Source organism: Pseudomonas sp. BMS12 (assembly GCF_001592875.1).
In the GTDB taxonomy this organism is placed as follows: domain Bacteria; phylum Pseudomonadota; class Gammaproteobacteria; order Pseudomonadales; family Pseudomonadaceae; genus Aquipseudomonas.
This window is the reverse complement of record NZ_LSOF01000014.1, coordinates 129,366-148,202: the sequence shown is the minus strand read 5'-3', so window position 1 is coordinate 148,202 and position 18,837 is coordinate 129,366. Positions and strand designations below refer to the sequence as shown.

Annotated in this window: 16 protein-coding genes; all 16 read right to left on the bottom strand. The window is 62.5% G+C overall.

Annotated elements, in window-relative coordinates; genetic code table 11:
* Positions 1–132 precede the first annotated feature (132 nt).
* The 16 genes from tilS to pyrH all read right to left on the bottom strand — a co-directional run bounded on the left by tilS (position 133) and on the right by pyrH (position 18,675).
* Positions 133–1,452 (bottom strand): tRNA lysidine(34) synthetase TilS, encoded by a 1,320-nt coding sequence (gene tilS / locus AYB31_RS14385; protein ID WP_177332299.1) that lies wholly within the window; start codon positions 1,450–1,452, stop codon positions 133–135.
* 58 nt (positions 1,453–1,510) lie between these two features.
* Complete coding sequence (gene accA / locus AYB31_RS14380; protein WP_068829384.1) at positions 1,511–2,461, bottom strand: acetyl-CoA carboxylase carboxyl transferase subunit alpha; 951 nt, start codon at positions 2,459–2,461, stop codon at positions 1,511–1,513.
* A 113-nt stretch (positions 2,462–2,574) separates the two neighbouring features.
* Entirely contained in the window at positions 2,575–6,105 is a 3,531-nt protein-coding gene (gene dnaE, locus AYB31_RS14375) for a DNA polymerase III subunit alpha (protein WP_068829383.1), read from the bottom strand.
* Between the two features lie 78 nt (positions 6,106–6,183).
* Positions 6,184–6,786, bottom strand: coding sequence for a ribonuclease HII (gene rnhB, locus AYB31_RS14370; RefSeq protein ID WP_068829382.1), 603 nt, complete (start codon positions 6,784–6,786; stop codon positions 6,184–6,186).
* Positions 6,786–7,919: a lipid-A-disaccharide synthase gene (lpxB, locus tag AYB31_RS14365; protein WP_068829381.1), complete on the bottom strand. Its 1,134-nt coding sequence runs from the start codon at positions 7,917–7,919 to the stop codon at positions 6,786–6,788. Before lpxB ends, rnhB begins: the two co-directional genes overlap by 1 nt.
* A gap of 2 nt (positions 7,920–7,921) precedes the next feature.
* Entirely contained in the window at positions 7,922–8,698 is a 777-nt protein-coding gene (gene lpxA, locus AYB31_RS14360) for an acyl-ACP--UDP-N-acetylglucosamine O-acyltransferase (protein ID WP_068829380.1), read from the bottom strand.
* Positions 8,695–9,135 (bottom strand): 3-hydroxyacyl-ACP dehydratase FabZ, encoded by a 441-nt coding sequence (gene fabZ / locus AYB31_RS14355; protein ID WP_068829379.1) that lies wholly within the window; start codon positions 9,133–9,135, stop codon positions 8,695–8,697. The genes lpxA and fabZ overlap by 4 nt, the downstream gene beginning before the upstream one ends.
* 46 nt (positions 9,136–9,181) lie before the next feature.
* Entirely contained in the window at positions 9,182–10,240 is a 1,059-nt protein-coding gene (gene lpxD, locus AYB31_RS14350) for a UDP-3-O-(3-hydroxymyristoyl)glucosamine N-acyltransferase (protein ID WP_068829378.1), read from the bottom strand.
* 4 nt (positions 10,241–10,244) lie between these two features.
* Positions 10,245–10,748 carry an OmpH family outer membrane protein gene (locus tag AYB31_RS14345; protein ID WP_068829377.1) on the bottom strand — a complete coding sequence of 168 codons (504 nt, stop codon included), beginning with the start codon at positions 10,746–10,748 and terminating at the stop codon, positions 10,245–10,247.
* Between the two features lie 36 nt (positions 10,749–10,784).
* The gene (bamA, locus tag AYB31_RS14340) at positions 10,785–13,175 is read right to left on the bottom strand and encodes an outer membrane protein assembly factor BamA (RefSeq protein ID WP_068829376.1); all 2,391 of its coding nucleotides are present in this window, start codon (positions 13,173–13,175) and stop codon (positions 10,785–10,787) included.
* A 74-nt stretch (positions 13,176–13,249) separates the two neighbouring features.
* Entirely contained in the window at positions 13,250–14,602 is a 1,353-nt protein-coding gene (gene rseP, locus AYB31_RS14335; RefSeq protein WP_068829375.1) for a sigma E protease regulator RseP, read from the bottom strand.
* A 16-nt stretch (positions 14,603–14,618) separates the two neighbouring features.
* Positions 14,619–15,809, bottom strand: coding sequence for a 1-deoxy-D-xylulose-5-phosphate reductoisomerase (gene ispC, locus AYB31_RS14330; RefSeq protein WP_068829374.1), 1,191 nt, complete (start codon positions 15,807–15,809; stop codon positions 14,619–14,621).
* A complete protein-coding gene (locus tag AYB31_RS14325; protein WP_068829373.1) occupies positions 15,806–16,621 on the bottom strand; it encodes a phosphatidate cytidylyltransferase in 816 nt (271 codons plus the stop codon). Before AYB31_RS14325 ends, ispC begins: the two co-directional genes overlap by 4 nt.
* Positions 16,615–17,376, bottom strand: a complete 762-nt coding sequence (uppS, locus tag AYB31_RS14320) for a polyprenyl diphosphate synthase (RefSeq protein ID WP_068829372.1) — start codon at positions 17,374–17,376, stop codon at positions 16,615–16,617. Before uppS ends, AYB31_RS14325 begins: the two co-directional genes overlap by 7 nt.
* A gap of 1 nt (position 17,377) precedes the next feature.
* A complete protein-coding gene (frr, locus tag AYB31_RS14315) occupies positions 17,378–17,935 on the bottom strand; it encodes a ribosome recycling factor (RefSeq protein WP_068829371.1) in 558 nt (185 codons plus the stop codon).
* Complete coding sequence (pyrH, locus tag AYB31_RS14310) at positions 17,932–18,675, bottom strand: UMP kinase (RefSeq protein WP_068829370.1); 744 nt, start codon at positions 18,673–18,675, stop codon at positions 17,932–17,934. The genes frr and pyrH overlap by 4 nt, the downstream gene beginning before the upstream one ends.
* Positions 18,676–18,837 lie beyond the last annotated feature (162 nt).

Genomic DNA, 18,837 nt, shown 5'->3' with positions numbered 1-18,837 from the left:
TCAAGCGGTCAGGGCCGCCGGGGTATAAGCGCAGGAAGGCGCATGCCAACCTGAAATAAGCATGCCCCTGCGGGTTCCAAGGGAGCCCACAGAAGCAGTAACAAGACGGGAGCGTAGTCTACGCGAAAGGGTCTAGCAGCTCAAACCTTGTGCGCTGGTCGGCGGGCACCAGGTCAGGCGCCACTCGCCCGACGAAGGCCCATCCAATCCCGGCAGATTGGCCACCGCCAACAGCTCCTCACCGCGGTACAACAACGGCAGACGCTCACGCACGAAAGCCGGCACTCCGCGCTCGTTGAGCAACCGCTTGAGGTCGCGATGCCCACGCCCAGGCAAGAGCATGACCTCGCCACCCTGGCGATAACGCAGCTCCAGCGCCCCTTCGGGCACGGCCCCCAGCAGCTGCAGCCGACCATTGCCAGGCAGACTCAGGGATGATGTAAAAGCAGCGTTATTCCCAGGCGCTTGCGGCTTGCACAACCAGTCGCCCGCCAGCCACCACAACCGTCCGTCGGCGCGTCTCAGCTCGCCACCGGCCAGACGCCAGACAGGGGTCGAGTCGACTACCGCATCCCGCAGATCGCACCAGCCGGCCCAATGCTCGCTGTCTGGTAGTACACCCAGAGGCGCCAGCCAGTGACGCAAGGCATTGCGCTGGCGCGCCTCGCTCAGCTCCTTTAGTGGCGCCATTGCCAACGAGGGCAACCCCAACCAGTCGAACTCGCCAGGCACTCGCGCCATGGCGAGATCCTGCTCAGCCAACTCAGCCAGCAGTTCCTCTGCCTCGCGCAGATGGCTGGCGGTACGGGCTATATTCGCTGCCACCTGCGGCCAGCGCTGCGCCAAGAGCGGCAGCACCGAATGACGAAGAAAATTGCGCGCCAGCGAGGTATCGGCATTGGAGGGATCTTCGACCCAGACCAGCCCATGCTCATGGGCATAATCTTCCAGCTCGCCGCGCGAGACCTGTAACAGCGGTCGCGCCAACCAGCCGCGCCCCAGACGACGCTGCGCCGGCATACCAGCCAGGCCCCGCACCCCGGCGCCACGCAGCAGGCGGAACAGCAGGGTCTCGGCCTGGTCGTCACGGTGCTGGCCGGTCAGCAGCAGTTCACCCTCGCCCAGGTTACGTGCGAACGCCGCATAGCGTGCCTCACGCGCAGCACGCTCCAGGCTGGAACCGGTATCGACCTGCACATAATCGACGCTGAGCGGCACGCCCAACCCGTCACATAGCGTCTGGCAATGCGCGGGCCAGGTATCGGCCACCGTCTGCAGGCCGTGATGGACATGGATCGCTGACAGCGGAGGCAAGCCTTCCCGTCGCCCCAGGCACGCCAGCAGATGCAGCAGCACGCAGGAGTCCAGACCACCGGATAGCGCTACCCGCCAGGCCGGCGCATCACGCCAGGACTGCAACGCGGCGAGCAGCTTTTGTTCGAGAGAGATCATCGGCCAAGCTTAAAACAACAACGGGCCCGAAGGCCCGTTGTCTGTGCGCAGTTGGCGATCAGGCGACGCCGAAGCTCATCAGTTTTTCATAGCGACGCACCAGCAGCTGCTCGGTGTCCAGCTTGAGCAAGTCGGCCAGCTGCTCTTCCAGCGTCTCCCGGATACTGGCGGCGGCGGTTGCCGGGTCGCGATGAGCCCCGCCCAGCGGCTCGCCGATCACCTTGTCGACGATGCCCAGCCCCTTCAGCCGCTCGGCAGTGATGCCCATGGCCTCGGCCGCGTCCGGCGCCTTCTCGGAGGTTTTCCACAGGATCGAGGCACAGCCTTCCGGCGAGATCACCGAATAGGTGGAGTACTGCAGCATGTTCAGCTGATCGCAGACGCCGATGGCCAGTGCGCCGCCGGAACCACCCTCACCGACCACGGTGGCGATGATCGGCGTCTTCAGACGCGACATGACGCGTAGGTTCCAGGCGATGGCTTCGCTCTGGTTGCGCTCCTCGGCGTCGATGCCCGGGTAAGCACCCGGCGTGTCGATGAAGGTGAGGATCGGCAGTTTGAAACGCTCGGCCATCTCCATCAGGCGGCAGGCCTTGCGGTAGCCCTCGGGACGCGGCATGCCGAAATTGCGGCGTACCTTCTCGCGCACCTCACGGCCCTTCTGGTGGCCGATAATCATCACCGGCTTGTCGCCCATGCGGGCCACACCACCAACGATGGCGGCGTCGTCGGAGAAATGACGATCGCCGTGCAGCTCGTCGAACTCGGTGAAGATGTGCTCGATGTAGTCGAGGGTGTAAGGGCGTCGCGGGTGACGCGACAGCTGGGAGATCTGCCAGCTGCTGAGATTGCTGAAGATGCTCTTGGTCAGATCGCTGCTCTTGTCCTGCAGCCGGGCAATCTCGTCGGTGATGTTCAGCGCGTTGTCGTTACCGACCAGCCGCAACTCTTCGATCTTGGCTTGCAGGTCGGCGATCGGCTGTTCGAAGTCGAGAAAGTTCGGGTTCATAGGCATCCGTCTTGCGTCAGCGGCCTGGCGGCCGGGGGCGGCTGATTCCATGTAGCGCACTACCTTAAGGGATAGCGCGCCAGCGGTCGAGGCCGAGGACAGGTGTCTGCCTCTCAGCGGTATTGGAGGAAGACGTTGTCTTTGCCGAACTGGTCACGCAGGGCCTGGATCAGGTTGTCGGCCGGATCGATCTGCCACTGCTCGCCGAACTGCAGCAAGGCCCGCGCCTCGCTGCCGCTGTAGTCCAGGGTCAACGGGCAGGCGCCCCTGTGCTTGGCGAACAGCTCGCCCAGCCAGCGCAGGCGGTCACCCGCCAGCGCTTCACGCGGAACGCGGATGCGCAGGCTCTCGGCCAGACCGGTGCGTGCCTCCTCCAGGCTCATCACACGCTTGGCACGCAGGCGCAAGCCGCCGGAGAAGTCATCGTTACTCACCTCGCCCTCGACAACAACGAGCGCATCGGTCTGCAGCAAGGCCTGAGCACTGGCGAAAGCGTCGGCGAACAGCGAGGCCTCGATGCGCCCGGAACGGTCGTCCAGGGTGATGAAGCCCATCTTGTCGCCCTTCTTGTTCTTCATCACCCGCAGGGCGACGATCAGACCGGCAATGGTCTGCGTATCGCGCGCCGCGCGCAGCTCGACGATGCGCTGACGGGCGAAGCGACGTACCTCGCCCTCGTACTCGTCGATCGGGTGGCCGGTCAGGTACAGGCCCAGAGTGTCCTTCTCGCCCTTCAGGCGCTCCTTGATCGACAGCTCGCGCGCCTTGCGGTGCTTGGCGTAAACATCCAGCTCGGGCTCGGCAAACACCCCGCCGAACAGGTCCATGTGACCACTGTCGTGACTGCGCGCAGTCTGCTCGGCGGCCTGCACGGCCTCCTCCATGGACGCCAGCAACACCGCACGGTTGAGGTCGACGGACGCCTGGTAGGCCTTCAACTCATCCTGGTAGTAAGGACCGAGGCGATCCAGCGCACCCGAGCGGATCAGCGCCTCCAGGGTGCGTTTGTTGATGCGCTTGAGATCGATGCGATTACAGAAGTCGAACAGGTCCTTGAACGGCCCGCCCTCGGCGCGGCACTCGACGATGGCCTCCACCGGCCCCTCACCGACGCCCTTGATCGCGCCCAGACCGTAGACGATGCGGCCGTCATCGTTGACGGTGAACTTGAACTCCGAGGTGTTCACGTCCGGCGCATCGATGCGCAGCTTCATGCTGCGGCATTCCTCGATGAGGATCACCACCTTGTCGGTGTTGTGCATATCCGCCGACAGTACCGCCGCCATGAACGGCGCCGGGTAGTGGGCCTTGAGCCAGGCCGTCTGGTAGGACACCAGGCCGTAGGCGGCTGAGTGGGACTTGTTGAAGCCGTAGCCGGCGAACTTTTCCACCAGGTCGAAGATGTTGCCCGCCAGGTCGGCATCGATACCGTTGTTGGCGCAACCCTCGATGAAGCCACCGCGCTGCTTGGCCATCTCCTCGGGTTTTTTCTTACCCATGGCCCGGCGCAGCATGTCGGCGCCACCCAGGGTGTAGCCGGCCATCACCTGGGCAATCTGCATCACCTGTTCCTGGTACAGGATGATGCCGTAGGTGGGCTTGAGCACCGGTTCCAGGCCCGCGTACTGGTAATCCGGATGCGGGTAGGAGAGCTGCTCACGACCGTGCTTACGATTGATGAAGTCGTCCACCATGCCCGACTGCAGCGGACCAGGGCGGAACAGCGCCACCAGGGCGATCATGTCTTCCAGGCAGTCCGGCTTGAGCTTCTTGATCAGCTCCTTCATGCCGCGCGATTCCAGCTGGAACACCGCGGTGGTCTCCGCCTTCTGCAGCATGTCGTAGGTTTTCTTGTCATCCAGCGGGATGAAGTCGATGTTGACCAGCTCCTCATCCGACGCGCCGTCGCGCTTCTGGACACGGTGAATGGTCTCCATCGCCCACTTGATGATGGTCAGGGTGCGCAGGCCAAGGAAGTCGAACTTGACCAGGCCGGCCGCCTCCACGTCGTCCTTGTCGAACTGGGTGACCAGGCCGCCGCCCTCTTCATCGCAGGCGATCGGCGAGAAGTCGGTGAGCTTGGTCGGCGCGATCACCACGCCCCCGGCGTGCTTGCCGGTACCGCGACAGATGCCCTCGAGCTTGAGCGACATCTCCCAGATTTCCGCCGCTTCCTCGTCGACCTTGAGGAACTCGCGCAGCGGCTCCTCCATCTCGTAGGCCTTCTCCAGGGTCATGCCGACTTCGAAGGGAATCATCTTCGACAGACGATCCGCCAGGCCGTAGGACTTGCCCTGTACCCGCGCCACGTCGCGCACCACCGCCTTGGCGGCCATGGTGCCGAAGGTGATGATCTGGCTAACCGCATTGCGCCCGTACTTCTCGGCCACGTAGTCGATCACCCGGTCGCGGCCGTCCATGCAGAAGTCGACGTCGAAGTCGGGCATGGATACACGTTCGGGGTTGAGGAAGCGCTCGAACAGCAGGTCATAGGCCAGCGGGTCGAGGTCGGTGATCTTCTGCACGTAGGCCACCAGCGAACCGGCACCCGAACCCCGGCCCGGGCCGACCGGCACGCCGTTGTTCTTGGCCCACTGGATGAAGTCCATCACGATCAGGAAGTAACCGGGGAACCCCATCTGGATGATGATATCCAGCTCGAAATTCAGGCGATCGATATAAACCTGCTTCTTCGCCTCGTAGTCCGGGGTGTCCTTGGGCAGCAGCACCTCCAGGCGCTCATCCAGGCCATCGAAGGAAACCTTGCGGAAGTAGTCGTCGATGGTCATGCCTTCCGGCACAGGGAAATCCGGCAGGAAGTACTTACCCAGCTGCACTTCGATATTGCAGCGTTTGGCGATTTCCACCGTGTTTTCCAGCGCTTCGGGAATGTCGTTGAACAGCTCGGCCATCTCGGCCGGAGTCTTCAGGTATTGCTGGTCGGAATAAGTGCGCGGTCGGCGCGGGTCGTCCAGGGTGCGGCCTTCGCCAATGCAGACGCGGGTCTCGTGGGCCTCGAAGTCGCCCTGCTTGAGGAAGCGCACGTCGTTTGTCGCCACCAGCGCCGCGCCACAGCGCTCGGCCAGGGCCACGGCGGCATGCACATGCTCTTCGTCATTGACCCGGTTGCAACGATGCAGCTCAAGGTAGAAACGCTCGGGGAACACCGCCTGCCACTCGGCCAACAGCGCCTCGGCCCGCGCCTGCTCGCCGGCCAGCAAGGCATGACCGATCTCGCCATCGCGCGCGCCGGACAAGGCGATCAGGCCCTCGGCCGCCTCCTTCACCCAGTCGCGCTGGATGATCACCAGGTCGTTGCTCTGCCCGTCGCTCCAACCCCGCGAAACCAGTTCGGTGAGGTTGCGGTAACCCTTGGGATTCATCGCCAGCAGAGTCATGCGCGTCAGCGGGCCATCTTCCTGTTCGCTGGCCAACCAGATGTCAGCCCCACAGATCGGCTTGATCCCTGCGCCCAGGGCAGCCTTGTAGAACTTCACCAGCGAGCACATGTTGCTCATGTCGGTGACCGCCACCGCCGGCATGCCACCCGCCGCCACAGCCTTGACCAGGGGCTTGACCCGCACCAGCCCGTCGACCAGGGAAAACTCGGTGTGCAGGCGCAAATGGATAAAAGTGGCGGTCATGGTGATCTCGTTGGCGACACAAAAACGATAAGGCCCGGATTGTACCGGGCCTGACTGCAAAGGACAGCTTGCGACTGGCTACCGACCCGCTTCCAATACCGCACGCACCGGCGCGAACGAGCGCCGATGGATCGGCGTGGCGCCCAGACGCTTGAGCGCTTCCAGGTGCACAGGGGTGGGATAGCCCTTGTGCCCGCCGATGCCATAGCCGGGGTACAGCGCCTCCAGCGCCTGCATCTCGCGGTCGCGGCTGACCTTGGCCAGGATCGAGGCGGCAGCGATGGCCGGCACCTGACTATCGCCCTTGACTACCGGTGCGCTGGGCACCGCCAGCTTGGGACAACGATTGCCATCGATCAGCGCCAGACGCGGCGTGACGCTGAGCCCTTCGACCGCACGCTGCATGGCCAGCATGGTGGCATGCAGGATATTCAGGCGGTCGATCTCCTCCACCTCGGCACGAGCAATGCACCAGGCCAGGGCTTTCTCGCGAATCTCGTCAAACAGCTTCTCGCGGCGCGCCTCGGTGAGCTTCTTCGAGTCGTTGAGCCCGGCAATCGGCCGGGCCGGATCGAGGATGACCGCTGCGGTGACAACCGGGCCGCAGAGCGGGCCGCGACCGACTTCATCGACCCCGGCTACCAGCTCCTCGACCAGCGTGAAATCCAGACCGAACTGCATCAGATGCCCTCAATCAGCTTGAGCACCGCATCAGCGGCCTGCTCGGAGGCGTCCTGGCGCAGCGCGCGATGGATCACGTCGAAGCCCTCGGTCTGCACCGCGCCGTCTTCCAGCAGCGGCGCCAGGGACTGGGCCAGCGCGTCCGGGGTCGCGGCATCCTGAATCAGCTCAGGCACCAACAGACGTTCGGCCAGCAGATTGGGCAGGGAAATGTAGGGGCTGCTCACCAGGCGTTTGAGAATCCGGTAGGTCAGCGGCGCCACCTTGTAGGCCACCACCATCGGCCGCTTGAATAGCAGTGCCTCCAGGGTCGCGGTTCCAGACGCGATCAGCACCGCATCGCAAGCGGCCAGGGCCTCGTGCGAGCGCCCATCAAGCAGGCGCAACGGCAGATTGCGCGAACCCAGCATGGCTTCCAGCTGAGCCCGGCGCTCGACGCTGGCGCAGGGCAGAACGAACTGCACTCCGGGGCGCAGCGCGCGCAGACGTTCGGCCGCATCGAGGAACAGCTCGCCCAGACGCGCCACCTCGCCACCACGGCTGCCCGGCATCAGCGCCACCACCGGCACATCCTGCTCCAGGCCGAGCGCATCGCGCGCGGCGGCGCGGTCTGCCTGCAACGGGATGGTATTGGCCAGCGGATGGCCGACGAACCGCACTGGCACCTGGTGTTCCAGGTAGAAGCGCGCCTCGAAGGGGAACAGGGTCAGCATCAGGTCGCAGGCGTCGCGGATTTTCAGCACGCGCTTCTGTCGCCAGGCCCAGACCGACGGGCTGACGTAGTGCACGGTCTTGATTCCAGCCTGGCGAAGCTTCAATTCCAGAGTCAGATTGAAGTCCGGGGCATCGATGCCGATGAACACATCCGGCCGTGCGGCGAGCAGATCCTTGATCAGACGCTTGCGCCGAGCCAGCAACTCGCGCAAACGCCCGAGCACCTCGACCAGTCCCATGACCGCCAGGCGCTCCATGGGAAAGTAGGACACCAGGCCCTCGGCCTCCATGCGCGGACCACCGACCCCGATGAACTCGACCTCGGGATGGCGAGCCTTGAGCGCCTGCATCAGACCGGCGCCGAGGATATCGCCAGAGGCCTCGCCGGCCACCAGCGCGACACGTAGCTTGCCAGCCATGGTCAGCGGGTGATGCCGCGGGTCGAAGCCTGGATCGAATCGCGGAATACCGCGACTTCGGGAAACTGCGCAGAGGACTCGGCCAGCTCGGCCAGCGCCTGCTCCACGGTCAGTCCCTGACGGTAGACCACCTTGTAGGCACGACGCAGGGCGGCGATAGCCTCGGCGCTGAAGCCACGCCGGCGCATGCCTTCGAAGTTCATGCTGCGTGCTTCGGCCGGGTTGCCGAACACGGTGACATAGGCCGGTACATCCTTGCCTATGGCGGTGCCCATGCCGGAGAAGCTGTGCGCGCCGATGCGGCAGAACTGATGCACCAGGGTGAAGCCGGAAAGGATGGACCAGTCGTCCATATGCACATGGCCGGCCAGGGCAGTGTTGTTGACCAGAATGCAGTGATTACCGATCACGCTGTCGTGACCGATATGCACATAGGCCATCAGCAGGTTGTGGTCGCCAATGGTTGTCTCGGAACGATCCTGCACCGTGCCACGGTGAATGGTCACGCCTTCGCGAATCACGTTGTGGTCGCCAATGACCAGGCGCGTGGGCTCACCCTTGTACTTGAGGTCGGGGGTGTCCTCGCCGACCGAGGAGAACTGGTAGATGTGGTTGTGCTTGCCGATGCGTGTGGGGCCCTTGAGCACCACATGCGGGCCGACCACGGTACCCTCGCCGATTTCCACATCGGGCCCGATGATCGACCAAGGGCCGACCTGGACATCCGCAGCCAGCTTGGCCGAAGGATCGATGATGGCGCGAGGGTCAATCAAACTCATAGTTTGCGTTCCGCACAGATGATTTCAGCCGAGCAGACTTCCTTGCCATCGACGCTGGCCTTGCACTCGAACTTCCAGATGCTGCGCTTGCTGCTCAGGTATTTGGCTTCAAGGACCAACTGGTCGCCCGGCACCACCGGCTGGCGAAAACGCAGCTTGTCCGAACCGACGAAGTAATAGAGCACGCCATCGGCAGGCTTCACATCCATCATCTTGAAACCGAGAATCCCTGCGGCCTGAGCCATGGCTTCGATGATCAGCACTCCCGGCATGATCGGATGCTCAGGGAAGTGGCCATTGAAGAAAGGCTCGTTGATGCTGACATTCTTGTAGGCGCGAATGCTCTTGCCTTCGATATCCAGCGCGGCAACCCGGTCTACCAACAGGAAAGGGTAGCGGTGCGGCAGATATTCGCGAATCTCGTTGATGTCCATCATGTGCGGAAAGCCTGTACTGAAAAGTGGGGGCGTGCCTCAGGCACGATCAGGCTTCTGATGAAGCCTGATCGTCCGGGGTCACGGCGGCGAGGCGCTTTTCCAGCTCGCGCAAGCGCTTCGCCATGTCGTCCAGCTGACGAATTCGGGCAGCGCTCTTTTTCCACTCGGCCGCCGGTTGCATGGCCGTGCCGGAAGAATAGGCGCCCGGTTCGGTAATCGAACGGGTAACCATGGTCATGCCGGTGACGAATACGTTGTCGCACACTTCGATATGACCAACCATGCCGACACCGCCGGCGATCATGCAGTGACTGCCGATCTTGGTGCTGCCGGAAATACCGACGCAGCCGGCCATTGCCGTGTGATCGCCGATCTGCACGTTGTGCGCGATCATGATCTGGTTATCCAGTTTCACGCCGTTGCCGATCACGGTATCGGCCAGGGCGCCGCGGTCGATGGTGGTGTTGGCGCCGACTTCCACATCGTCACCCAGCACCACACCGCCGATCTGTGCGATCTTCTGCCAGACACCCTTCTCGTTGGCGAAACCGAAACCTTCACCACCGAGCACGGCACCGGACTGGATGACCACGCGCTTGCCGAGCTTGACGGCGTGGTACAAGGTCACGCGTGGCGCCAGCCAGCTACCTTCGCCTATTTCGCTACGCGCACCGATCACGCAATGCGCGCCGATGCTGACGCCTGCACCAACCCGCGCACCGCTCTCGATGACCACATAGGCACCGACAGAGGCACTCGGGTCGACCAGAGCATCGGCCGCGATCACCGCGCTCGGATGCACGCCTGCAGGCGACACGGGCTTGGGATCGAACAGATGAGAGACGCGGGCAAAGGCCAGGTAGGGGTTAGCCACCAGCAACGCATCGCCGGCATACCCCTCTGCATCGGCCTCGGTCAGCAGCACAACACCGGCACGGGTCTCGGCAAGAAACTTGCGATATTGGGCATTGGCCAGAAAGCTCAGCTGTTCCGGGCCAGCGTCCTGCAAGGTCGCCAGACCGCGGATCGGCTTGTCCGCAGCGCCACGCAGCGTGGCGCCGAGACGCTCGGCCAGTTGACCGAGAGTGAAGACGGGAGCGCTCATGTGATCAGCGCAGCGAATTCATGCGCTCGATGACCTGACGAGTAATCTCGTACTGCGGCTTGACGTCGACAACGGCGCCACGCTCCAGTACCAGGTCGTAATTGCCCTGCTTGATCACTTCCTCGACGGCCTTGTCCAGCTTCGGCTTCAGCTGCTTGAGCATGTCACGATCGGAGATGGCCTTGGCCTCGTTCAACTCCTTGGACTGGAACTGAAAATCACGGGCTTTCTGCTTGAATTCCAGCTCAAGGCGCTCACGCTCGGCCTGCTGCATCTTCTCGCCATCTTTGACCAGGCGGTCCTGAATGCGCTTGGCGTCGCTTTCCAGCTGCTTGAGCTTGCTCAGCTGCGGGCCGAACTTCTTCTCGGCATCCACGGCGTACTTCTTGGCGGCATCCGACTCAAGCAAGGCCATCTGATAGTTCATCACCGCGATCTTCATCTCGGCGAAGGCCGGGGTTGCCATGAGGGCGGCGGCAACCAGAACCAGTTGAGTCAACTTACGCACGATGCACTCCTGCAACAAACACTGTTGTCTAGCAAATTAGAAAGTTTGGCCCAGGGAGAACTGGAATACCTGGGTATCCGCGTCATCCGGTTTCTTGATCGGCATCGCCAGGCTGAAGCTCAGCGGGCCGAGCGCAGTAATCCAGGTCACGCCGACACCCACCGAGCTGGCCAGATCGCCAAAGTCGATATTGTTGCAGCTGGGCGACGAGGAAGAGCAGGAGGTGTCGAAGACATTACCCACATCCCAGAACAGCGAGGTACGCAGCGAGCGCTGATCCTTGACGAACGGCAGCGGGAACAGCAGCTCCGCACCACCCTGGATCAACACGTTGCCACCGAAGGGAAGCGGGTCCTGATCCGGATCGGTAATACGCCCGTACTTATCTCGCAGGCCAGAGGTGTTAATGCTTCCATCAGGGTTGCGCACTACGCTCGGCGTACTGCGCGGCCCCAGGCTGCTGTCTTCGAAACCACGTACCGAGTTGAAACCACCCGCATAGTAGTGTTCGTAGAACGGCAGTTCCGACGTCGAGCCGTAGCTGTCGCCATAGCCCAGCTCACTGTGGAAACGCAGGGTGTAATCCTTCGACAACGGCGCGAACACCTGGCCACGGTAATCCAGCTTGAAGAACGACAGATCGCTGCCCGGCACGGTGCTTTCCAGTACCACGCTCTGCGAATGACCACGATTGGCCAGCACGCCGCGGTTGAGGGTCGACTCGGACCAGCCGATGGAGGCTTTCAGGTTGAGGTAGTCATCACCCTCTTCCTCCATGAAATCGACGATCTCATCGACGGTGTAAAAACCGGTGTCGATGCTGTCCTGCTGAATGGTCAGACCATAGGTCAGGCGCGAAGTCTCGCTGATCGGGTAGCCGATGCTGACGCCGGCACCGTAGCTGTCCACCGAGTAACTGGAAACATCGACATCCAGCTCGTCGTAGTCGGTGGTGCGGTAGAAGGCGTTGTAGCCGAGGCTAACACCATCGACCGTCCAGTAGGGGTCAACGAAACCGAAGCTGTAGCGAGTCTGGTATTCCGAACGAGTCAGCCCGAGGCTGACCTTGTTGCCGGTACCCAGGAAGTTGTTCTGGCTGATCGAGCCGCCGAGGATCAGGCCGGCGTTCTGAGCGAAGCCGACGCTGGCGGTGATGGAGCCGGACGGCTGCTCTTCGACGCTGTAGTTGACGTCGATCTGGTCATCGCTGCCAGGAACCTGCGGAGTTTCGACGTTGACTTCCTTGAAGTAACCGAGGCGCTCCAGACGTGTCTTGGACTGATCGATCAGGTAGGTGGAAGCCCAACCACCTTCCATCTGACGCATTTCACGGCGCAGTACTTCGTCTTCAGTCTTGGTGTTGCCACGGAAGTTGATGCGGTTGACGTAGGCACGCTTGCCCGGATCGACCACGAAGGTGATGGCGACGGTCTTGTCTTCTTCATTGGCCTGCGGCACACCGTTGACGTTGGCGAAGGTATAACCCTCGTTACCCAGGCGACGGGTGATCAGTTCGGACGTGGTGGTCATCACCTTGCGCGAGAACACCTGCCCCTGCTTGACCAGCAGCAGCTTCTTGATCTCTTCCTCCGGCACCTTCAGGTCGCCGGACAGCTTGACCTCGCTGACGCTGTATTTCTCGCCCTCGTCGACGTTGACGGTGATGTACACATGTTTCTTGTCGGGCGTAATGGATACCTGGGTGGAGGAGATATCCATGTTGATGTAGCCGCGATCCAGGTAGTAGGAGCGCAGACGCTCCAGGTCACCGGACAGTTTCTCGCGGGCATACTTGTCGTCATTCTTGAAGAAGGACAGCCAGTTGGTGGTCTTCAGCTCGAACAGGCCGACCAGGTCCTCGTCGGGGAAGACGCTGTTGCCCACCACGTTGATGTGCTGGATCGCGGCGACCGAACCTTCGTTGATATCGATCTTCAGCGCTACACGATTGCGCGGCTGCGGGATAACTTCCGCTTCGATCTCGGCAGAGTAACGACCCTGGGCGACGTACTGACGCAGCAACTCGTTGCGCACACCCTCGAGGGTGGCACGCTGAAAGATCTCGCCTTCGGCCAGACCGGACTGCTCCAGCCCTTTCATCAGGTCTTCGGTGCTGATGGCCTTGTTGCCTTCGATCTCGATGGTGGAGATCGACGGACGCTCGACCACGCTGATTACCAGCACATCGCCATCGCGACCCAGTTGGATATCCTGGAAGAAACCGGTCTTGAACAGGGAGCGAGTCGCCTCCACCAGACGACTGTCATCGACCTGATCACCCACGTTCAGCGGCAGCGCACCGAACAGGCTGCCAGCGGAAACCCGCTGCAGGCCATTGACCTGAATGTCAGTGATGGTGAAGGACTCGGCGTGAACTTCGGCGATCATCAGTGCGGCGAGCACCGCAGGTAGCAGCAGACGTTTCATGAAGTCCTTTCTTATTCCAACTGATAATAAAGAAACTGCCGCGAAACGCGGCAGATTCGGAATTCAGCTATTCGTTACAGACGACTCAGATCATTCACCAGGGCCAGCAACATCACCCCCAGCACCAGACTGATGCCAATCTGAATACCCCAGCCCTGTACCCGCTCGGACAACGGGCGACCACGCACCCATTCGACCAGGTAAAACAGCAAATGCCCCCCATCCAACACTGGGATGGGCAACAAATTGAGAACCCCCAGACTTATGCTCAGATAGGCGAGGAAATTCAGGAAATCCGCGACACCCGACTGAGCCGAAGCGCCCGCCACTTTAGCAATGGTTATCGGCCCACTCAAGTTTTTTACCGAGAGCTCGCCGAACAGCATTTTCTTCAGCGAATCAAGGGTTAGCATCGTCATGCCCCAGGTCCGCCGCAGCCCCTCAAGCACCGCCTCACCCGGGCCGTAGCTGACCTCGTGCAACATGTGCGCAGGCCACTCGCCGCCTTTTACCCCCACACCCAGATAGCCGCTTCGCTCATCACCCTCGCCCCGTGCAGCCAGTGTCAGCGGCAGCTCAAGCCGGCGGCCATCACGCTCCAGGCGCAACCGGACCGACTCGGCCGGACGCTGACGCACCCAGTCGACCACCTGCTGCCAGTCATCCAGCGCCTGTTCATCGAGTGCGAGCAAGCGATCGCCGAGCTGCACACCCGCAGCCTTAGCCGGACCTTGCGGGTCCAGTTCGCTGACTACCGGCAGTACCGCCGGGCGCCACGGCACGAGTCCAAGCGAAGCCAGAGGTTGCGGCTCATCCACGCCTTTCAACCAGTCACGCAGAACCACTTGGCGCTCCTGCACCAAGGACATCCCCTGCTCGCGGACTTGCAACTGCAGCGTGCCACTCTCACCCAGCCTGCGTACCAATTGCAGATTGACTGCCGCCCAGCCGGGCGTCGCCTCGCCATCGACCGCGACTATTTCCTGCCCCGCCTGCAGACCGGCGGTGGCCGCCAGACTGTCCGGTTCGACCTTGCCGATCACCGGCCGCACCTGCTCGCTGCCGAGCATGGCGATAGCCCAGAAGAAAACAATGGCGAGCAGGAAGTTGGCAATCGGCCCGGCCGCCACTATGGCGATACGCTGCAAAACCGGCTTGCGATTGAAGGATTGATCGAGCTGCTCGACGGGCACATCACCCTCGCGCTCGTCGAGCATTTTGACGTAGCCACCCAGCGGAATGGCGGCCACCATGAATTCGGTACCGTGGCGATCATGCCAGCGCAGCAACGGACTGCCGAAGCCCACGGAAAAACGCAGCACTCGCACACCACAACGCCGCGCCACCCAGAAGTGGCCAAACTCGTGAAAGGTCACCAGCACCCCGAGCGCGATCAGGGTACCGAACAGCATGTACAGCGCGCTCATTGCATCTCCTCCGAAATCAGCCCCCGCAACGACTCAGACAGTCGTTGGCCAGGGCCCTGGCCTGGGCATCTGCCGCAAACACGGCATCCAGGGATTCGACCGCGACAACCGCCTCGCGCTCCAGAACGTCTTCGATGATAAGCGCGATATCGGGAAAGCGGATGCGCCGCTCGAGAAACGCCGCCACCGCGACCTCGTTGGCCGCATTGAGCATGGCCGGCGCACTGCCGCCCGCCTCGGCCGCCTGCCGCGCCAGGCGCAGGCATGGGAAACGCTGCTCGTCGGGCCGCTGAAAATCCAGGCGCGCGACCGCGAAAAGATCCAGCGGCGCCACACCGGAATCGATGCGTTCAGGCCAGGCCAGGGCGTTGGCGATAGGCGTGCGCATATCCGGATTGCCCAACTGGGCCAGCACCGAGCCATCGACATAATCGACCAGAGAATGAATCACGCTCTGCGGATGAATCACTACCTCGACCTGATCCGGGCGCGCGGCGAACAGCCAGCACGCCTCGATCAGCTCCAGACCCTTGTTCATCATGCTCGCCGAATCCACCGAGATCTTGCGCCCCATGGACCAGTTCGGATGAGCGCAGGCCTGCTCGGGCGACACATGCGCCAGCTGGGCCAGTGGCGTCTCGCGAAACGGCCCACCCGAAGCCGTCAGCAGAATGCGCCTGACCCCGACAGACTGCAGGCCACGCGCATAGTCGCCCGGCAGGCACTGGAAGATGGCGTTGTGCTCACTGTCGATCGGCAACAGGGTCGCACCATGTTCACGCACGGCCTGCATGAAGAGGTCGCCGGACATCACCAGCGCCTCCTTGTTGGCCAGCAATACCTTCTTGCCCGCCCGCACAGCCGCCAGCGTAGGCTTGAGACCGGCGGCACCGACGATGGCGGCCATCACCGCATCCACCTCGGGATGCCCCGCCACTTCGCACAAACCGGCCTCACCGGCCAGCACACGCGTTTCCAGGCCTGCAGCCTGCAGGGCTTCGCGCAACACCCGCGCCGACGCCTCGTCGGCGGTGACGGCGAACTCGGGCCGATGCTGCAGACAGAGCCCTTTCAGCTCGGCAATGCGCGAGAAGCCAGTCAGAGCAAAGGCGCGGTAGCGCTCGGGATGACGAGCGATGACATCCAAGGTACTGAGACCGATGGAGCCGGTCGCACCCAGCACGCAGACCTGCTGCACCGTGCTCACAGGGCGCCCCAACCAGCCAGCCAGAGCAGTACGGCGAACAGCGGAATGGCAGCGGTCAGGCTATCGATACGATCCAGCACACCGCCATGACCCGGCAGCAGATTGCTGCTGTCCTTGATCCCGGACTGGCGCTTGAACATGCTTTCGGTCAGATCACCGATCACCGACCCGGCCACCACCAGGGCCGCACCGCCCAGGCACAGCAGCAGCGCACCGCTCTGCCAGCCCTGCTGCAAGCCAACTACCAGCGTCAGCAACAAGCTGGTAGCCAGGCCGCCAAAGAACCCCTCCCAGCTTTTACCCGGGCTGACCTTGGGCGCCAGCTTGCGCTTGCCAAAGGTCTTGCCAGCGAAATAGGCGCCGACATCGGCCCCCCACACCAGCACCATCACGGCGATGATCAACGCATTGGCCTGCGGCCACTGCTTGAGCAACACCAGCCCCTGCCAGGCCGGCAACAGGATCAGCAGACCGATCAGCAGCTTGCCGACCAGACCGCCCCAGAAACGACTGCTGTCCGGATAACTCATCACCAACAGAGTCGCTAGCCCCCACCACAGCACCGCAGCCCCCAGCAACCAGGGTGCCAGCGCAGGTAGCAGATAGAGACCATAGAGCAGCGCCGCTACCGCCGCCGCATAGGCCACGCGCCCGACCTGAGCCGAGAGGCCTGCCAGACGCGCCCACTCCCAGGCCCCGATAGCGACCACCGCTGCGATGAACAGGGCAAAAGCCCCACCATCGAGCAGAAAGAAGCCACCCAGGGCAATGGGCAACAGAATCAGCGCAGTAATCACGCGTTGTTTCAGCATTGACTGCGAGCCTCGGCTTCTACCTGATCACCGGTCTTGCCGAAACGGCGCTGGCGGGTAGCGAAGTCGGCCAGCGCCTTGCGCATGGCCTCATGTTTGAAATCCGGCCAGAACAGGTCGGAGAAATACAGCTCGGAATAGGCCAACTGCCAGAGCAGGAAGTTGCTGATGCGATGCTCACCACCGGTACGAATGCACAGGTCCGGCAGCGGCAGATCACCAGTGGCCAGACAACCCTGCAACAGACCAGGCGTGATATCCTCGGGCTGCAGATGCCCTGCCTGGACCTCGCGAGCCAGGCGCTGGGCGGCCTGAGCGATATCCCACTGACCACCGTAGTTGGCAGCGACCTGCAGCACGAAGCGGTTGTCGCCGGCGGTCTGCAGCTCGGCCTCGCGCATCGCGGCCTGCAGCTCCGGATGGAAGCGCGATCGATCACCAATGATGCGCAGACTGATGGCATTGTCCTTCAGCTTGCGCGCCTCGCGACGCAGCGCACTGAGAAACAGCTCCATCAACGCACCGACCTCCTCGGCCGGGCGCTGCCAGTTCTCGCTGGAGAAGGCAAACAGGGTCAGCACCTCGACACCCGCCTCGGCACACACCTCGATCACCGCACGCACTGCGTCGACACCGGCCTTGTGCCCAGCCACACCAGGCAGCAGACGCTTCTTCGCCCAGCGATTGTTGCCATCCATGATGATGGCGACGTGACGCGGTATCGCCGCCGGGGCTTCCTGCTTGGCCTTGCTCACATCACACCGCCATCAGGTCGGCTTCTTTGGCTTCCAGAGCCTTGTCGACTTCGGCGACGAACTTGTCGGTGAGCTTCTGCACCTCATCGGCTGCACGACGCTCTTCGTCTTCGCTGATTTCCTTGTCCTTGGACAGCTTCTTTAGCTCGGCCAGCGCATCGCGACGCACGTTGCGCACCGCCACCTTGGCATCTTCGGCAACGCCACGCGCCTGCTTGGTGTAGCCCTTGCGGGTCTCTTCGGTCAGAGCCGGCATCGGCACGCGGATAGTGGTACCGGCACTGCTCGGATTCAGACCGAGGTCGGACGTCATGATGGCCTTTTCGATCGCGGCGCTCAGGGTCTTGTCATGCGCGACGATCTTCAGCGTACGGGCATCTTCCACGCTGATCGCAGCCACCTGATTCAGTGGCATCTCGCTGCCGTAGGCGGGAACCTTGACGCTATCCAGAATGCTGGGGTGCGCGCGACCGGTACGAATGGAAGCCAGGTTGCGCCCCAGGGATTCCAGGGACTTGACCATGCGTTCCTGGGCGTCTTTCTTGATCTCGTTGATCATTGTGCATCCTCCTCGATCAGGGTTCCTTCGGCGCCGCCAACCACGATATTCAGCAGCGCGCCCGGCTTGTTCATGTTGAAGACCCGCAGCGGCATCTTGTGGTCGCGCACCAGGCAGATGGCCGTCAGATCCATCACGCCCAGCTTGCGATCGAGCACCTCGTCATAGGTCAAACGCTCGAACTTTTCCGCATTGGGGTCTTTGAAAGGATCGGCAGTGTACACGCCATCGACCTTGGTGGCTTTCAGCACCAGGTCGGCATCGATCTCGATGGCACGCAGACAGGCTGCCGAGTCGGTAGTAAAGAAGGGATTACCAGTGCCAGCGGCGAAAATCACCACCTCACCGGTACCCAGATGACGCATGGCCTTGCGGCGATCGTAGTGATCGGTCACGCCAACCATGGAAATGGCCGACATCACGATGGCCGGGATATTCGAGCGCTCCAGGGCATCGCGCATGGCCAGGGCATTCATCACGGTAGCCAGCATGCCCATGTGATCGCCGGTAACGCGATCCATGCCGGCGGCGGACAGTGCCGAACCGCGGAACAGGTTGCCGCCACCGATCACCAGACCGACCTGCACGCCGATGCCGACCAGCTGACCGACCTCAAGCGCCATGCGATCCAGGACCTTGGGATCGATACCGAACTCTTCCGAGCCCATCAGGGCCTCGCCGCTGAGCTTGAGTAGAATGCGTTTATAGCGAGGTTGACGACCACTCACCTGCTGAGCCATTGCTTGTCTCTCCTGCGGCGTTGTTATTTGGCTAATCAGTTTACCCGGCAGTCAGACCACTGCCCGGTGAATTGGTGCTGCACGCGGCAATTACGCCTCGCGCTTTGCAAAAGAGGCTGCACGCAGGAGCGGGCAGCCTCTTCTTTACTGCAGTACCAGTCG

What these genes read in the sequence shown, in the direction of transcription:
- rnhB (WP_068829382.1), bottom strand. Translation starts at nt 6,786, where the DNA reads ATGCAGTTCGGTCTGGATTTCACGCTGGTCGAGGAGCTGGTAGCCGGG.
- lpxB (WP_068829381.1), bottom strand. Translation starts at nt 7,919, where the DNA reads ATGGCTGGCAAGCTACGTGTCGCGCTGGTGGCCGGCGAGGCCTCTGGC.
- dnaE (WP_068829383.1), bottom strand. Translation starts at nt 6,105, where the DNA reads ATGACCGCCACTTTTATCCATTTGCGCCTGCACACCGAGTTTTCCCTG.
- fabZ (WP_068829379.1), bottom strand. Translation starts at nt 9,135, where the DNA reads ATGATGGACATCAACGAGATTCGCGAATATCTGCCGCACCGCTACCCT.
- bamA (WP_068829376.1), bottom strand. Translation starts at nt 13,175, where the DNA reads ATGAAACGTCTGCTGCTACCTGCGGTGCTCGCCGCACTGATGATCGCC.
- rseP (WP_068829375.1), bottom strand. Translation starts at nt 14,602, where the DNA reads ATGAGCGCGCTGTACATGCTGTTCGGTACCCTGATCGCGCTCGGGGTG.
- frr (WP_068829371.1), bottom strand. Translation starts at nt 17,935, where the DNA reads ATGATCAACGAGATCAAGAAAGACGCCCAGGAACGCATGGTCAAGTCC.
- lpxA (WP_068829380.1), bottom strand. Translation starts at nt 8,698, where the DNA reads ATGAGTTTGATTGACCCTCGCGCCATCATCGATCCTTCGGCCAAGCTG.
- tilS (WP_177332299.1), bottom strand. Translation starts at nt 1,452, where the DNA reads ATGATCTCTCTCGAACAAAAGCTGCTCGCCGCGTTGCAGTCCTGGCGT.
- AYB31_RS14325 (WP_068829373.1), bottom strand. Translation starts at nt 16,621, where the DNA reads ATGCTGAAACAACGCGTGATTACTGCGCTGATTCTGTTGCCCATTGCC.
- accA (WP_068829384.1), bottom strand. Translation starts at nt 2,461, where the DNA reads ATGAACCCGAACTTTCTCGACTTCGAACAGCCGATCGCCGACCTGCAA.
- lpxD (WP_068829378.1), bottom strand. Translation starts at nt 10,240, where the DNA reads ATGAGCGCTCCCGTCTTCACTCTCGGTCAACTGGCCGAGCGTCTCGGC.
- pyrH (WP_068829370.1), bottom strand. Translation starts at nt 18,675, where the DNA reads ATGGCTCAGCAGGTGAGTGGTCGTCAACCTCGCTATAAACGCATTCTA.